The following is a 15,440-nucleotide window of genomic DNA, read 5'->3' on the forward strand; positions in this document are numbered from 1 at the left end:
ATGCGCATTGGAGCCATAGAAGCGGGCGGAACAAAGTTTGTATGTGGTGTAGGGAATGAACATGGACAGATTGAAGATCGGATCAGCTTTCCAACAGAACATCCGGAGACCACTCTTGCCAAGGTGATCGACTATTTCAGGGATAAAGATGTGGAAGCCATAGGGGTCGGCTCCTTTGGTCCGATTGATCTGCAACCGGATAGTCCCACCTATGGTTATATTACGACCACACCTAAGCCTGGGTGGGGAAACTGTAATGTGGTTGGAACCTTGAAGCATGAATTTTCGGTTCCTTTTGGATGGGATACGGATGTGAATGCTGCCGCGCTCGGTGAAGTGACGTGGGGAGCGGCGGAAGGACTGGACAACTGTGTATATTACACGATTGGTACAGGCGTTGGTGTTGGACTTGTGGCAGGGGGCCAACGAGTACACGGATTGTTACATCCCGAGGGTGGACATATTCGGACAAGACGCCATCCAGACGATCACTTTGCCGGATTATGCCCGTATCATGGCGATTGTCTGGAGGGGATGGCTGCAGGACCAGCCATTGAAGCTCGCTGGCAGATCCCTGGCAGTGAACTGCCGGCAGATCATCTGGCGTGGGAGATCGAATCCTTTTACATTGCGGAGTCGATTACTACGGCCATCTTGCTTCATTCGCCGCAGAAGATCATCTTGGGCGGTGGAGTGATGCAGCAAGATCATCTGTTTCCTATGATCCGGGAGCAGGTAGTGCGGAATCTCAATGGTTATGTAAATGCTGCCCCAATCACGCAACATATCGACCAATATATTGTGCAGCCCGGATTGGGCCAGCATGCAGGCCTATGTGGTGCGTTAGCACTGGGTCTGGAAGCATTACAACATGCGGCACAAGCTTCACATGTTTCATAGTTTTCTATAATAATCTACATCCCAGAAGGGATGGCTGCAGGTTCGCTTATTGGTATAAGCAAGACTGCACCGTCCTTTGTGGGCTTTTTTATTTTTTTGAGGAGTTCAGTATGTTTGAAAAATATAGTGCGTTCTAAAATCCGATGTTGCTCAAGTGAGCTGCCAAAGGTATGATTTTTAGTGTTCTATAGTGCGATATGACATTCAAAAATTAACGTGTCTCCACTGGAAAGGAATTCAACAAATGAACCCAATAACAATGCGTCAAGCTGTACAGGCAGACCAAGAGCAACTCGCTGATTTGCGAGCCTTGGTATTATACGATGATCTAACCAGACTGGGAAGGTACGATGATGTGAAGGTGCGTGAACGTTTCCGGAATACATTCAATCCTGCCCAGACACAGATTATTGAAGTGGAGGGTTCAATGGTAGGTTGTGTAGCGTTAAAGCCCAAGGCTGAGGCATATCTATTGGAACATTTCTACATACATCCCGATTATCAAGGCCTGAGAATAGGAACTCAGGTACTGAACATGCTGCTGGAACAGGATGAAGTTCAGGGGAAATGTGTTATTTTAAATGTTTTGCAGGGAAGCCCTGCTCGTCGATTGTATGAACGATTTGGATTTATATTGGACAGTGAAGATGAGGTCGATGTATTTATGTCGGTCCAAGTGCCGGAATAGTATGATTACCATACGTAATCAAGTTCACTTCATATTTACACGTTAATGGAGAGTATAGAAAAAAATATTAAGAAGCGAAGAGTTGGCTTTTATCTCACAATTACCTATGTCGGGATACCGATCCCGCATGTTTGGAAAGTGGGGATAGATGTTGTATCACGGCATGTTTGAAGTAAACTGCTATCGTTGTCACACGTCAAAAGCGTCGTTCCAATAAAAAGGGACGGCGCCTTTAGTGTTATTAACTACTTGTAATATGAACTTTATTGGATGGCTTATGTAGTAGAGTATCGAGGTCACCATTCAAATCTTTCAGATTCGGGAGAAATGAAGCAGCTATCGAACAGATGAAAGGAAGAAGACCTAAAGACAGAAAGAGGAAGGGAAGGCCAAAGACTTCTGCAACCACTGCACCTGCAAAAGCGCCTACGGGTTGTAACCCTCCACCAATCAGAAAACGGATCGAATTAACCCGGCCTTGTAGAGAACTGGGCACAAGCGTACCGTGTAACGAAGAGCTTAGAGAACCGAAGAAAGGTCCGGCTGCTCCTGCAGCACATAAGGCAATAAGTGCAAATGGGTAACTCGGAAATAGTCCCAACAAAGCGTTGAAAAGCCCAATCACAGCTAAACTGCACAGCATGACCGTGCGTCGTCTCTTGATTTCACCCATCCACGAGATAATAGCTAGTCCTGCTAGTGTGCCAAATGCAGAAGCGGTGGTCAGAGTGCCCATGGCGGCGGCATCCCGGTGCAGCACTTCGCGGACAAAAGGAATCATCATGGTCCAGATGGCTACAGAGGACATATTGCTGATCGAAACCATTACCATAATCGAGAGCATGGCTGGGAATCGCCGATAAAAAGAGAAACCCTCTCCAATATCTCGGATATAAGCTTTGAGAGAAAAAGATGCTTGAGCTGCTGGTTTCTGCATTGTGGGCAGATAGAGCAGTGCGGTGATGGCTGCAATGTAGCAAATAGCGTTGATGCCAAGTGTTGGTAACGCTCCGGATGCAGCCGTTAGAGCTCCGGCAAAGGCAGGTCCCAGCAAGGCAGCGGCATTTCGACAACCATCGATCACTGCGAATGCCCGCAGAAGTTTGTGTTCGCCAGCTACACCTGGTACAACAGCCATGGCCGTTGGCATGAAGAGGGCGGAGCAGGCTCCGCTGAGTGCTGCGGCGAGAAACAGGTGCCAAAGTTGTAATTGGCCCGCAATACCCATACTCAGTGGCAACAAAAGAGCCAACAGTCGTACTGCAGCCAATCCGGCCATGAACCGTCCACGATGCAGTCTGTCGGACAACGGTGATCCAAGTAGCCGGAAGACTACTTCAGGAATGCTGAAGCTTAGTGCCATAGCACCCATGGCTAGCTTAGAGGCAGTTAATTCATAAACAAGCCATTCCATGGCCAAAAGACCAAACACATCACCTAGAGAACTAAGAGTAACAGTAGCCAATAAACCGTAGTAACTTCGCTTCAGCATTAAGGTTCCTCCATATGATAGAATAGTGCAATTTGTGGAGAAGGAAATGCTTGAACTCAACCTTCAATATAAGCTCCAATCTGCCGTGGAAGGTTGTTTAGAGCTTCCAAGCGCAGGCTATATTCGGTGTTTTTGTAATCATAATGCACGATAATTAGCCCGGCTGCTCGCAAGGCTATTAGATGGTAATGCACCGTGCTCTTGGACAGTCCAACCTCACGGACAATTTCAGTGAAGGTCAGCTGTTTACCAGCCAGTAGTCTTAAGATGAACAGTCTGTTTTCATCGGACAGTGCCCGGGTTAGACGCAGTAACCCAGGGTCTGGTCGTCCCGGTTCTGTTGGAAGAATATCGCAAGAATAATTAGTGAAGATCATCTCGTCAAAGATCACTGAGGTGACAAATGGACGTGCATGATATTGAGGGATGAGGATTATTTTTTTTAGCGTATGGTTGGGATATATCCTCATGCCCTGTGTAGCTTGTTCATAGACCTCTTGGTCATTCGTCCCGTTCAGACTGGAACGTCTCGATTCAGCTTCCAAAGAGAGTCCCTCAATAATTGCCGGATTGATGTGCCCAAAATACTGAGTATCCCATTCTCGGAGCACTTCGGATGTCCGACTGCGCAATTCGGACAGATTGGAGGGGACAGATAACTTGAAGCGAGCGGCGATGTCATACAATTGTCCTGAGGACAACTCTTCAAGCCAATTCAAAAAGCCATTCACCGAACGTTCCCCTGAACAGCTCCATATATATGGCGCAAGGCTGAAATTGTCTGTGGCTTTCATCGTATCTCGCATTTGTTGAAGTTTGGCTGGAGAGAATCGATCCTGTACATCACGAACCCACCGTTTCCCGGCATCCAGGTTAGTATGATTTTGTTTACTCATAAAAGCGCTCAGGGTGCTTACACATTCATAAATTGGCGCAAAATCAACTTCTACTGTGTAGTTCATAAGAGTATAGTTCCTTTCTGGATTAGTTCTATATTTATAGAACAAGTAATTAGTTTTATATTATACGAACCTATTTGTTGTTTCAACATAAATTTTCCATGTTCGTACCAAATATCCTCATTCCACAAAACCCATTCATTTAATTCTTGAATGGGTCTATTGAACTTTTCTATTATACTTTCTGATGACGTTACCCTAATATGGATAATAACCTACTTTTTATATAGGAATTATATAGTATGGAGAATGCCAAGATGCCACAATGGAAGCGAAATCTGTATATTCTGTGGTTCGGCCTGTTTTTCAATCATATGGCGTACTCGCTGTCCGTTCCGTTCTTTCCTATATTTCTGCAAAATGATCTTGGTATACAGAGCGGTCTGGAGGCTTGGTCCGGTATTTCGATCTCCATCAGCTTTCTGATCAGCGGATTATGCGCACCCTTCTGGGGATCACTGGCTGATCAATATGGCAGCAAACTGATGCTAGTCCGTTCCGGAGTAGGGCTAGGCATTGCACATCTGGCTAACTTCTTTGTGTATGATCCGTATACGTTTATCGCGGTGAGGGTCTTTCAGGGACTCATGGCTGGTTTTTATCCCGCCTCGATTACACTGATTGGCACCAATACTCCGGATAAACAGGTGGGTTATGCACTTGGCGTGATCTCCACGGCCAGCGCTGCGGGCGGGATTCTTGGTCCTCTTGCCGGTGGTGTGTTGAGTCACTGGATCGGACTGCGGGGATGTTTCATTGCATCCGCTGTCATTACATTACTCGCGGCACTGATGGTCCTCGGTGTTAAGGAGTCACGACAAGCTCGTACGATAGTACCAACAAGGATCATAGGGGATTTGAAAAGAGCGGCTTCCACGCCGGGTTTGATTCGAATCTACAGTTTGATTCTCCTAGTCTCGACCTCCGTGCTCATCATCGAACCGGTGCTGACGCTCTATGTGGTCCAGATTGGTGGAGATGTTGGCAGTGCAACACTTAGTGCAGGGATTGTCTTCTCGGCGATTGGTGTGGCAACGGTCATTATGGGGCCGCGATGGGGGAAGATTGGTGGAAGGATCGGATACGAGAAAACCCTGTTTATTGGTCTGATTGGCGGCGGAATTGGCAGTCTGCTGCAAATGACAGCAAATAATCTGATTTATTTTGGCAGCCTGCGATTTGTTTATGGTTTGTTCTTTGCCGCAGTCTATCCCGCGCTTAATGCGCTGATCATCAAGTATGCTGATCACGATTTTCGTGGGAGGGCTGTCAGTTTGAGCCAGACGGCGAGTCAGTTCGGTATTGTACTTGGACCGTTAATCGGTGGTTTTCTCGGTGGATGGATCGGCATTCCGTTTATTTTTCTCTTCACAGGAATTGTATTACTTGGAGCGGCTTGGGCAGTGTCATCACCACAACATAGGGAGGAATATATATGTCGCAACGACAATTGAAGTTGGGAGCTAATCTGAACGGAGTGGGTAACAGCATTTCCTTTTGGCGTCACCCGGATATTCCCATTAACGCGAGCGTTAGTCTGGAGTTCTACAAGAAGCAGGTGCGTATCGCGGAAAAAGGGAAGTTTGATCTGCTCTTTATTGCAGATGGTCTCTTCATCAACGAGAAGTCCAATCCTCATTTTCTCAATCGCTTCGAACCTTTGACGCTTCTGTCCGCACTCGCCGGGGTAACTTCCCACATCGGGCTGGTTGCTACATTATCTACTTCCTATAGTGAACCCTTCACGGTTGCGCGGCAATTTGCCTCGTTGGATCAATTAAGCGGTGGGAGAGCCGGATGGAATGTGGTTACTTCACCTCTGGAAGGTTCGGCACTGAACTTTGGCAAAGGCGAACATCCGAACCATGCGCTACGCTACGAAATTGCGGAAGAACATCTAAATGTGGTCAAAGGACTTTGGGATTCCTGGGAGGACGATGCCTTTGTCGGAGACAAAGAACAGGGCGTATTCTTCGATCCTGCCAAGCTACATACGCTAAATCACAAGGGAGCGTACTTCTCGGTACAGGGTCCGCTTAATGTGGGGCGTTCGAAGCAGGGTCATCCGGTCATTTTCCAAGCGGGCTCATCTGAATCTGGTAAAGATCTGGCCGCCCGATCGGCGGATGCCGTGTACACAGGACATGAGACGTTGGAGGAAGCAAGGGAGTTCTACCGGGATGTGAAGGCAAGAGCGGTGGCATATGGACGTCAGGGAGCGGATATCCTGATCTTCCCTGGCATCGGTCCCATTGTGGGTAGAACAGCGGAAGAGGCTGAGCAGAAATATCAGGAAATTGCCGAACTGGTGAGTATTGATCAGGCGCTGAATTATCTGGGACGTTACTTCGATCATTACGACTTCTCCCAGTTCCCGCTGGACGAACCTTTTCCCGAGATTGGGGAGATCGGTAGCAACAGTTTCCGCAGTACAACAGACAAGATCAAGCAACAGGCACGGGAACAGGGGCTGACCTTGCGCCAAGTGGCATTGCTGGCATCTACCCCGCGTACATCGTTTATTGGTACACCGGATCAGATCGCAGATCAGATTCAGGAATGGTTTGAAGGTGAAGCGGCAGACGGATTCAATGTTCGTACCGTGGTGCCCAATGGCTTGGAAGATTTTGTGGAGTTAGTTGTTCCGGTTCTGCAAGAACGAGGGCTGTTCCGTACGGAGTATGAACATGAGACGCTTCGGGAGAATCTGGGTCTTAAGATCCCGCGTAATCGATATACATTAGAGCGTGTGAGATAGAGAAGCTAGAGCAGTAATGACGTTAATATAACGTTGTTGCGGCTCTTTTTTGATGGTTTCTTTTTCGGAGAGTACTGCTATTATAAAATGACAAAGAAAATGATACACAAGTTGCAATTCCAGACGAGTCACAGGAGGAGATTGGGATGATTAAAGGGTTAACGAATGCGGGACTGGGCAATATCGAGTCTGATGAACAATATATCATAGATGCGGCTAAGCACGGATTCGGATCTGTAGATTTGAATCCGCTCTCATTGATTGAAACGTATGGCAAAGAACAGGCACAACATCTGCTGGAAAGCAATAAGGTGATCATCGGTTCATCGGGTCTGACGGTAGAGTGGCGGACGACAGATGAGCAATTTCGTGAGGGGTTGCAATCTTTGGTCGCTATGGCAGAAGCTTCTGCTTCGCTGGACTGTTACAGCTGTTGCACGTATATTTTACCCTCAACGGATCAACCGGCAGCGCAATTTATGGCAGCGGCTACGAAACGCTTGAGACTCTGCGCAGATATCTTGGATACTTACGGGATTAAGTTAGGGCTGGAGTTTGTTGGTTGCCATCACTTGCGGACGCAATGGAAGAACCCGTTTATCTGGCGTGTGGAGGATACCCTGGACTGGATCGAAACGATCCATGCGCCAAATGTTGGCCTGCTCGTAGATTCCTATCACTGGCATACGAATGGTTTGCCGATGGAAGATCTTTTGAAGTTGAAGAAAGAGCAGATTGTTCATGTGCATATCAACGATGCCTATGATTTGCCGATCGAGGAATTACTGGATTATGAGCGTTTGTATCCCGGCGAAGGGGTCATTGATCTGGGTGGATTTCTGAGAAATCTGCAGGCGATTGGCTACAATGGTGTGGTGGCTCAGGAAGTACTGGCCCCGGCATCGAATCTTGGTACGAATGAACTATTTGCCAAGTCGAAGGCTGGGTTCGATCAGGTGTTTGCCACACTTTAGTGTTAACAACTTCTGTTATCAGTGCACAAGCCATTCATATGTGTGCTGAATGACTTTTTGTTACTTTTGTAGGGGTGACAGAAATTTATGGATAGTAAAAATTACCTAGGACTGCTAGACTTGCATTATTAGTAATTTAGTACATATAAGGAGGGTATAATGAAAAAGTTTTTAAAGGTTTGGTTAGTCTTAGTTCTAATTATTCTCACTGCAGCACCATCGTACACCCATGCAGCAACCTCTACTAATAAAATTCCAAAACTCCAAAAAATCAGCTCATCGTCGGGTACTCAAGTGCTAACAGAAGAAGGAATTTTGATATCATGGGGTGGTTTTGGTAGTGACGAAGGTAGCAAGACGAACTATGCACAATACGTGTTACAAGGAATTAGTCATATTGTAGACGTTTCTGTAGTGTACGGAGTGGCTATTGTGGTGACCCAGGACGGAACGGTATGGAAAGGAAGGGGAGTCGGGGAACTAACAGAGTATACTAAGGTGTATTCAGGAGATAAAACTCACTTCAGTGAAGATGAGAAGATTGTGCAAGTGGAGGCTACTCAAAATTATATCTATGCATTACGAAAAGATGGGCAGGTTCTGGCCTGGAAAAATTCGTATTCTGAACCAGCGTTACCCACACTTATCCCTGGACTAGATCAGGTTAAAGATATCTTCGGGTCGTATTTCATTCGACAAGACGGTACGGTGTGGCATGTTATGCCTGGAACTTCTGTAGCAAGACAATACATAACAATAACGGATGTCAAAAAGGTAGATCAGTATGGATCTGTGTTCCTTAAAGAAGATGGCACTGTATGGACCAAGAGCGGGGACTCTGCTGTACAAATACAGCAGCTACCCAAAATTATGGACATCTCGAATTCATCTGATGCGAGTTTTGCTTTGGATGAATCTGGAAATATGTATGGTTGGGGGGACAATCGAACAGGTACATTAGGAGATGGGACAGCCAATCAAGCCACGGTCCCCAAGATTATCCTCAAGAATGTACGTCTGGTAAGTGAAGCAGACGGTGGACACATGGTTGTTCAAAAAGAGGATCTAAGTGTATGGGCTTGGGGATTTAATTATAGAGGTGGCCTTGGAATGGAGCTGCCCAACAAAAAGAAGAACTCACCTATCCCTGTTAAGGTTCCATTTCAGTGGCCAACTCTCAATGTATGGGATCAAAGCGTTCGTTTGAATTTAAATGGTAAAAATCTCTACTTTACGTCGAACAAACCTTATCTAACGATAAAACAGGAAGTTATGATCCCGTCGCTCGCTTTTGCCAAACAAGCAAAATGGGCTGCTTCTATCTCCAACGGTAAATTAAACATGAACGATTCTACCCATTCGTTATCTGTGACCAAAAGCAGTATGGTCGATGGCAAAGGGAATGTCCTTTCGTCAAATACCTCAGCGCAGTTCCGAAATGGGGAAGTCTATGTCCCCCTAAGGGTACTTTCTGAAGCATTCAATCTAACATTCAATTACTACTCATTCGACAGATCATATGGGATATATACTGCAGATTTTACTCAAAAGGATAATCTGGATGACTACGGTAAACTAATTAGAACAAAAGCTTTGCCTGCTAAAGCGTCAAAATATCCTTATGTTCTCGCGGGTATCCCTAATCAGTATTATGAGAAAGAATTTCCTAAGGCGAATTCTCTCAAAGGTTTGTCTTTGAATGCAGCGCAGCTCTACCGGTCAAAAGCCGTGGGACTTCCCATTGAGTTAACCAGTGATGACTTTGGGCGTTATGCCAATCATATTTCAAAGTACTATGAGCTATTGCTGAATACAGATTACCGCACCATCAATATGAATTGGGCACCAGCATTGGAAAGCCATGCTGGTGGTTCTACCAGCAAGATGGGTGATAAGACAGCCAGAGAGCTTCAGATGGAAGGGTATGTGAAATGGATTAAGAACAAGAAAGTGATTATTCAGGGAGATGTTCGTCCTGAACCAAGTATGGTGACATATCGTAATGGGGTATTGTATATGCGTACCTATATTCAATATGAGATTGTGCATGCCAATGCACCGAATGATTTGAAGCTTCGTAAGGATCGTGTTGTACAACTCATTTCTGCTCCTAAAGACAAGAAAATTGTAGGTAGCTATGCGATGTATATAGATGTTCCTTTAACTTCGGACCCTGTATTTAGCAATGGGAGTGCATGGGGCTCTTGGTCGAGTGGCTTGAAAGTGGACACGAGGTATAACGACATTATAAAAACGCCTTGGGAGAGTGTGTTCACGTTAACTATGTCTCCTGATTGATGAAGCATTAATTTCTAAGATTCTACAAGTACCTACGGACCCAGGACAACATTATCTTGGATGTTTCGTAGGTATTTCTCAATAACAGATACAAGTGGGAATCGCAAAGTTAACGGCTAAGGTAAGTGATAGGTGATTTATAGTTTCCAAGGGAGGTGTGGGAACTTATATCGGAAACCCTGTTGGTTTTCTTTTCTCACATATATCCAAGGTGGTGGGACAGGGGTGCCTAGTGCTTTATACAAGATCGTTCCTTCATCGCTTACGGAATATACTTCGATACTATTCTGTATATCCTCCCACTTAACCTTACCTTGGTAAGACAGTGTCTGCCCTTGAACGACAACATGAGGTGCACCTGAAATGACTCTCTGCGTTATGTTGAGAACTCCAACCTTTTCTGAGGACAACATCACCCATTCACTTATGAAAAGTATGATAATCAAAATGACTATGCTCACAATCCATCGCTTTTTTCTCATTTTGTGACCTCCACTACCTAGGGATCATTCCCTCGTAGTTACTGTCTTTTAATGACGTAATCTCGTCAGAGGATGTTATCATCAGCAGTAAGATATTGTACGTTTAACCATAGCGTAATATCCTTTCCTTTTCCATGATAATGTACCATTAATCCACGAGCAAAACTCGAAATGGCTGACAAATGATGAAGGCCATTATGCGAAGGGATTTCTGATCTTATTACTTGTCTCAATCTTTTTGATAAGCATGAAAACTCAGTATCAATAACTAGGTATAATAGAGTGGAGTAATTTTGTTGTTGTAACTTTAACATTGCCGTTGGTTTCCTGTTTTTGTATGGGAACCCAGCGGCAATGTTATTTTAGGAAAGCAAAACGTGTATGTATTGTGTAATAGTATGGATTAATCCTTAAAAGGCACCCAAAGAGTTGAGGAATTTTAGAAAAATAGAATTCTATTTTTCTAAAATTCCTTTATATGGACCCTATATTTGGTTTTAATTAACTTAGAAGTAAACAACAAAACAATGGTGGTGAGCAAATGACGAAGAATATATTGAGTGAAAAGTTAAAACAGTATCGTGAACAAAAAGAAATCACACAACAGGAACTTGCAGAGTTATTAGATGTTAGCGATAAATCCATCTCAAAATGGGAATTAGGAAATGGATATCCAAGCAAAAAAAACATGATGAAAATTGCTGATCTACTTGATGTTTCTTTGGAGGTTATGTTAATTGAGGAGAAGCAAGAGGAAAATAAATTCAAAAAAAGTTTGAAATATGGATTATTTAGTTACTGCATTATATTTGCCGTGACAATATTGATTAAAGGGTGGAGAGAGCAAGAGCGCTATCAAGATTTGTGGAGTGAGAATTTAAGTGAAGTGGTTAAATTAGTATTTATTACGTTCGGGCAAAACATATTTACTGCGTTAATTCCATCTATGATAATTGGTTTAGTTTTTTATTTTTATATCATTCCACGACAGGAAGTTGATTAAATGGATTGATGTTGAAAATGTAAGTGTAGTTGCAATCAATTGAGTAAAAGCAAGAGCTATCCGGGATAGGGGTGGCCTTGCTTTTATTTAAGGTTTAAATTAAGTAAGACAAGTAAATTGGGGTAAGTGGTTCTATATAATCCTTTGTAAACCAGAACAATCGACGGTTGGTACGCTCAAGGAGAAGGAGTCAACTTTTTATGACCGTATATCCAGATGGGATGATAAGGAACTGGAGCGTTTCACCACCATGTTAGGGTAGTTTAACGGTTTGGATGATGAAACGATGGGGGCTTAGAGAATGAACAAAACGGAGCGGCAGCTTGCGATTACGCTTGAATTGCAGCGAAGAAAGATGTTACGAGCAGAAGATTTAGCAGCTCAATTTGAGACAAGTGTACGTACGATATATCGAGATATTCAGGCATTAAGCGAAGCTGGCGTTCCGATCATGGGTGCTCCGGGTCATGGGTATTCTCTCATGGAAGGATATTTTCTGCCCCCGGTAAGCTTCACCGCAGAAGAAGCCGTATCCCTGCTCATGGGAGCTGATTTTATCGAACAGAGAATGGATACAGAATACGCGATGGAGGCTAAGTCGGCTCAACGAAAAATTGAAGCAATCTTACCAGAATCCGTTCGTAATGAATCCACACGTGTTCGGGAAACGATGCGACTGCTTCATACGGTTGAACCTTTAACCCGAGCGCGGGTGAAAACATACCTCAACCAGATACGTAGTGCCATTCTGGATCAACGTAAAATCAGCTTTATGTATCTGAAAAAAATGCCAGGAACGGATGGAAATCGGTATAACATGCGAGAGGTTTCACCCTATGGCCTCTCACTTGTTCAGGAGAATTGGATGTTAATTGCACGTTGTGATATGCGACAAGACATTCGTCATTTTCGTTTATCACGGATGACTGAACTTTCCGTGCTGGAGGATCATTTCCTTTTGCCGCCGGATTTTGATTTAAACAGTTATCGACCTCCTGCCGACCGTAACGAACAAGTATTAATCAGGGCTAAACCTGAAATTGCTGACAAAGTTATGGAGGCCCTGCATTTTTATATGGATGCATTTGAGGAGCGAGAGGAGGGTGTCATTTTTCATTTTCGTGTCCGCTACCTGGAAGAAATCTTGCATTATTTACTTGGCTGGGGTGGAGATATCGAGGTCTTGGAGCCGGAGTCTTTGCGCTTCCGAATGCAGGAGGTGGCCAAAAACATCTTAAAACACTACTGACATACACCTGTCAGTAGTGTTTTTTTATACTTTGGTATATCACAGATCAAGAGGAGTGGGTTGAAGGATGAGAAGTACAACGGAAGTATTGAAATCATTTGAAACGGCAGTAGAACGATATTTGGCAGAACTGAAAAATTTGAATATGTCTAGCTTACTTAAAAAACAAAGTGAAGAGGTATGGTCCATTGGACAGATGTATGTACATTTGATTCAATCAGCGCTTTTCTTGCAACTGCATAATATTGAGCAGTGTTTGAGCAGTGGGGATTCAACATTAAACTCGGGTGAGGAAAAAACAGAACTGGGTAGGCAAGTGTTTGAATTAGGACAATTCCCTCCCGTGCCTGTTAAAGTCCCTGCTTCCCCGCAGTACACCCCGCAACCACCCGAGAGTATGGGATCCTTGATCGATGGGCTTCACGAGGTAGTGGATCGGATGAGAAGCACGGCATCTGTTTTACACCAAGCGTCCGTAAACAACAAAATACGTCATCCAAGGCTTGGCGCTCTAAATGCTCAGGAGTGGTTTTTGTTGATAGAGATGCACTACAGACATCATTTTTTGCAATTGGATCGATTGAAATCGAATCTGGAAATGTAAACGAGAGAAGGGAATGAGATGTATCCATGAAACCAAATCAGGACAGCAGATATTGGATTGGTGTTGTATCTGCTTCTCATGTGAATGTAGCCGTAGAGGGAGGGTTTGCGCAGTTGTGCCATGGCAAGTCAGCGCTGTTGCGACAGATGTCCGCGGGTGATTGGCTGATATACTATTCTCCACGCACAGACATATCAACAGGCAAGCCACTTCAGGCTTTTACCGCTATTGGTCAAATTATCGACGACAGGATATACCAATATCAGATGTCGGAATCATTTGTACCCTTTCGCCGAGATCTCCGTTATCTTCCGTGTCGAGAAGTAAAGATCGCAACGTTGTTAGACCAACTCACTTTTACACGCGGGAATCGCAATTGGGGGTTTCCATTTCGTAAAGGTCACTTTGAGATTGGGGCTGAAGACTTCATGATGATAGCTTCCTCCATGTTGGAAGATGAGACACAGTCACTACTGGATATTAGCTTAAGCCAGGGATGTTAACCAAACCAAAAGGCCCATAGATTGTCTATGGACCTTTTTGATTTATGGATAATCATAAAAAGCTCTGATGATCATTACGGATGTGTGAGACTTCCATGAGTAACCGTTGTATACATGTTATAAATAGTCGGTCAATAGACCAATAGTGAGCGTAGGATAATTTAAGAATGCACGATGAGCCGCTAATCATACGGCTTTTTTTCGATTTTCAATTGAAGAACCATAACTCTAAAGATGAAACTAAAACCATATCGGGCTTCTTATGGGAATTATCTACGTAAGAACATATTATTTAATATTTCATTACAAAGAGTAATAATTTTTTTGGTTGGATATGGTAGATAGTTTTAATAAAATATGGAGGGGAATTATATTTGTGGTAAAATTGAGTAGTGTAAACAGTAAGTATTTTGTCTTATTCGTATTTGCGATCGTATTATTCTATATCCCGACAGGAAGATCTTTAATTATTATTACACATCGGTTGCTTAAAACAAGTAGAGCGACTCCAATGTATTCTAGCTCTTGTAATAATTTGTCTGGTGTAATGAAAGGGCTACAGTCTGACTATTATATGCATTCTTTTGATGCTGAATTGAAGGCTTCTACATGTATCCAAATGCGTGTAGGTTGCAGGATCACCAAGCATGATCTAACTCAACAGGATATTTTGATAGTGGATATGTAAATGGCTGGACCTAAAAAGCAGAATAAAGCGTTAGGAATATATACCCACTAAATAAGAGGAGGGTCTACCTGTGAAGAAAAAAACATTGGTTTCAATCCTCACCATACCACTGGTAGCTGCATCTGTGAGTGGCTACATGTACTTGAATGAACCATCTGTAGTTAGTGCTCAAAGCGATGTTGAAAGCGCAGCACTGAAGGCGACTCAGGGTAAGGTCGATTACATTAAAGAATCGTTTGAAGACGGGTCATACATCGTTCGCTACCGGGACCGTGTGAATTTGACAGAAATCACTGAGGAATACCGTGATAACCAGCTTCATAATAAATTGATTGTTGAAGATGGTGGTAAGAAAATCACTTCGTATGGTCGAGATTTCGAGACAGGGAAATTGGTGGGGAATACCTGGACCATGCCGGACAACATAGCTGCTGAAAATGAGAAGTTGCTACAGATCTCGCTCTTGGAGAATGCAAAAGAAGAATTACGGAGTCAGGATTGGACAGTACTGGAAGCAGCGGGCACACAATCCCGTTCTGCTACACAGAGTAACGAGCAAAAAGCTGTTTCGGAGGATAACCTCCACAAGGAAGTTGTAACCATTGATGTAAATACGGGTTTACCGACAAAACGTGTGATTTATCAGAAAGACAAAAACGGTGAAATTGTAACTAGCTCTACCAAGACCGAAGAGTACAAGTACCTGGATTCCATGCCGATGAAGATCCAGAGTTTTGCTCCGGAAGAATCCGTAGAGATTAAAGAAATACCGGCGCCTGTAATTGAAGATAAGGTGCTTGGAGGTTCTTAAGACTTTCTGTTCCATCAACAAGTAGAATTAA

At 44.0% G+C, this 15,440-nt stretch carries 13 protein-coding genes; 11 read left to right on the plus strand and 2 right to left on the minus strand.

The window, feature by feature from the left end; genetic code table 11:
• Together MHI01_RS26220 and MHI01_RS26225 are read left to right on the plus strand one after the other, a co-directional pair.
• Positions 1–900: an ROK family protein gene (locus MHI01_RS26220; RefSeq protein WP_340984910.1), complete on the plus strand. Its 900-nt coding sequence runs from the start codon at positions 1–3 to the stop codon at positions 898–900.
• Positions 901–1,144: 244 nt separating this feature from the next.
• On the plus strand, positions 1,145–1,588 hold the full coding sequence (locus MHI01_RS26225; RefSeq protein ID WP_339283939.1) for a GNAT family N-acetyltransferase: 444 nt from the start codon (positions 1,145–1,147) through the stop codon (positions 1,586–1,588).
• 241 nt (positions 1,589–1,829) lie between these two features.
• Here MHI01_RS26225 and MHI01_RS26230 read toward each other — a convergent pair whose 3' ends face one another.
• Together MHI01_RS26230 and MHI01_RS26235 are read right to left on the minus strand one after the other, a co-directional pair.
• The gene (locus tag MHI01_RS26230) at positions 1,830–3,080 is read right to left on the minus strand and encodes an MFS transporter (RefSeq protein WP_340984451.1); all 1,251 of its coding nucleotides are present in this window, start codon (positions 3,078–3,080) and stop codon (positions 1,830–1,832) included.
• Between the two features lie 56 nt (positions 3,081–3,136).
• Positions 3,137–3,976, minus strand: a complete 840-nt coding sequence (locus MHI01_RS26235; RefSeq protein ID WP_340984452.1) for an ArsR/SmtB family transcription factor — start codon at positions 3,974–3,976, stop codon at positions 3,137–3,139.
• Positions 3,977–4,296: 320 nt separating this feature from the next.
• On the opposite strand from MHI01_RS26235, the gene MHI01_RS26240 reads away from it, so the two are divergent.
• From MHI01_RS26240 to MHI01_RS26280, 9 genes are all read left to right on the plus strand, one after another.
• A complete protein-coding gene (locus tag MHI01_RS26240) occupies positions 4,297–5,493 on the plus strand; it encodes an MFS transporter (protein WP_340984453.1) in 1,197 nt (398 codons plus the stop codon).
• Positions 5,475–6,797 (plus strand): LLM class flavin-dependent oxidoreductase, encoded by a 1,323-nt coding sequence (locus tag MHI01_RS26245; protein WP_340984454.1) that lies wholly within the window; start codon positions 5,475–5,477, stop codon positions 6,795–6,797. Before MHI01_RS26240 ends, MHI01_RS26245 begins: the two co-directional genes overlap by 19 nt.
• Positions 6,798–6,943: 146 nt before the next feature.
• Positions 6,944–7,771, plus strand: coding sequence for a sugar phosphate isomerase/epimerase family protein (locus tag MHI01_RS26250; protein ID WP_340984455.1), 828 nt, complete (start codon positions 6,944–6,946; stop codon positions 7,769–7,771).
• 159 nt (positions 7,772–7,930) lie between these two features.
• The gene (locus tag MHI01_RS26255; protein ID WP_340984456.1) at positions 7,931–10,069 is read left to right on the plus strand and encodes an RCC1 domain-containing protein; all 2,139 of its coding nucleotides are present in this window, start codon (positions 7,931–7,933) and stop codon (positions 10,067–10,069) included.
• A 1,023-nt stretch (positions 10,070–11,092) separates the two neighbouring features.
• Complete coding sequence (locus tag MHI01_RS26260; protein ID WP_340984458.1) at positions 11,093–11,554, plus strand: helix-turn-helix transcriptional regulator; 462 nt, start codon at positions 11,093–11,095, stop codon at positions 11,552–11,554.
• Positions 11,555–11,855: 301 nt separating this feature from the next.
• The gene (locus MHI01_RS26265) at positions 11,856–12,803 is read left to right on the plus strand and encodes a helix-turn-helix transcriptional regulator (protein WP_340984459.1); all 948 of its coding nucleotides are present in this window, start codon (positions 11,856–11,858) and stop codon (positions 12,801–12,803) included.
• A gap of 67 nt (positions 12,804–12,870) precedes the next feature.
• Entirely contained in the window at positions 12,871–13,407 is a 537-nt protein-coding gene (locus MHI01_RS26270) for a DinB family protein (protein WP_340984460.1), read from the plus strand.
• 26 nt (positions 13,408–13,433) lie between these two features.
• Entirely contained in the window at positions 13,434–13,910 is a 477-nt protein-coding gene (locus tag MHI01_RS26275) for an EVE domain-containing protein (protein WP_340984461.1), read from the plus strand.
• A 758-nt stretch (positions 13,911–14,668) separates the two neighbouring features.
• Positions 14,669–15,409, plus strand: coding sequence for a hypothetical protein (locus MHI01_RS26280; protein WP_340031025.1), 741 nt, complete (start codon positions 14,669–14,671; stop codon positions 15,407–15,409).
• The last annotated feature ends 31 nt before the right edge of the window (positions 15,410–15,440 follow it).

Origin of the sequence: Paenibacillus sp. FSL M7-0656 (genome assembly GCF_038003225.1) — a bacterium.
Taxonomy (GTDB): domain Bacteria; phylum Bacillota; class Bacilli; order Paenibacillales; family Paenibacillaceae; genus Paenibacillus; species Paenibacillus amylolyticus.

Bases quoted from the DNA above. Each gene is read 5' to 3' on its own strand.
- MHI01_RS26220 (WP_340984910.1), top strand. From the start codon at position 1: ATGCGCATTGGAGCCATAGAAGCGGGCGGAACAAAGTTTGTATGTGGT.
- MHI01_RS26225 (WP_339283939.1), top strand. From the start codon at position 1,145: ATGAACCCAATAACAATGCGTCAAGCTGTACAGGCAGACCAAGAGCAA.
- MHI01_RS26230 (WP_340984451.1), bottom strand. From the start codon at position 3,080: ATGCTGAAGCGAAGTTACTACGGTTTATTGGCTACTGTTACTCTTAGT.
- MHI01_RS26235 (WP_340984452.1), bottom strand. From the start codon at position 3,976: ATGAGTAAACAAAATCATACTAACCTGGATGCCGGGAAACGGTGGGTT.
- MHI01_RS26240 (WP_340984453.1), top strand. From the start codon at position 4,297: ATGCCACAATGGAAGCGAAATCTGTATATTCTGTGGTTCGGCCTGTTT.
- MHI01_RS26245 (WP_340984454.1), top strand. From the start codon at position 5,475: ATGTCGCAACGACAATTGAAGTTGGGAGCTAATCTGAACGGAGTGGGT.
- MHI01_RS26250 (WP_340984455.1), top strand. From the start codon at position 6,944: ATGATTAAAGGGTTAACGAATGCGGGACTGGGCAATATCGAGTCTGAT.
- MHI01_RS26255 (WP_340984456.1), top strand. From the start codon at position 7,931: ATGAAAAAGTTTTTAAAGGTTTGGTTAGTCTTAGTTCTAATTATTCTC.
- MHI01_RS26260 (WP_340984458.1), top strand. From the start codon at position 11,093: ATGACGAAGAATATATTGAGTGAAAAGTTAAAACAGTATCGTGAACAA.
- MHI01_RS26265 (WP_340984459.1), top strand. From the start codon at position 11,856: ATGAACAAAACGGAGCGGCAGCTTGCGATTACGCTTGAATTGCAGCGA.
- MHI01_RS26270 (WP_340984460.1), top strand. From the start codon at position 12,871: ATGAGAAGTACAACGGAAGTATTGAAATCATTTGAAACGGCAGTAGAA.
- MHI01_RS26275 (WP_340984461.1), top strand. From the start codon at position 13,434: ATGAAACCAAATCAGGACAGCAGATATTGGATTGGTGTTGTATCTGCT.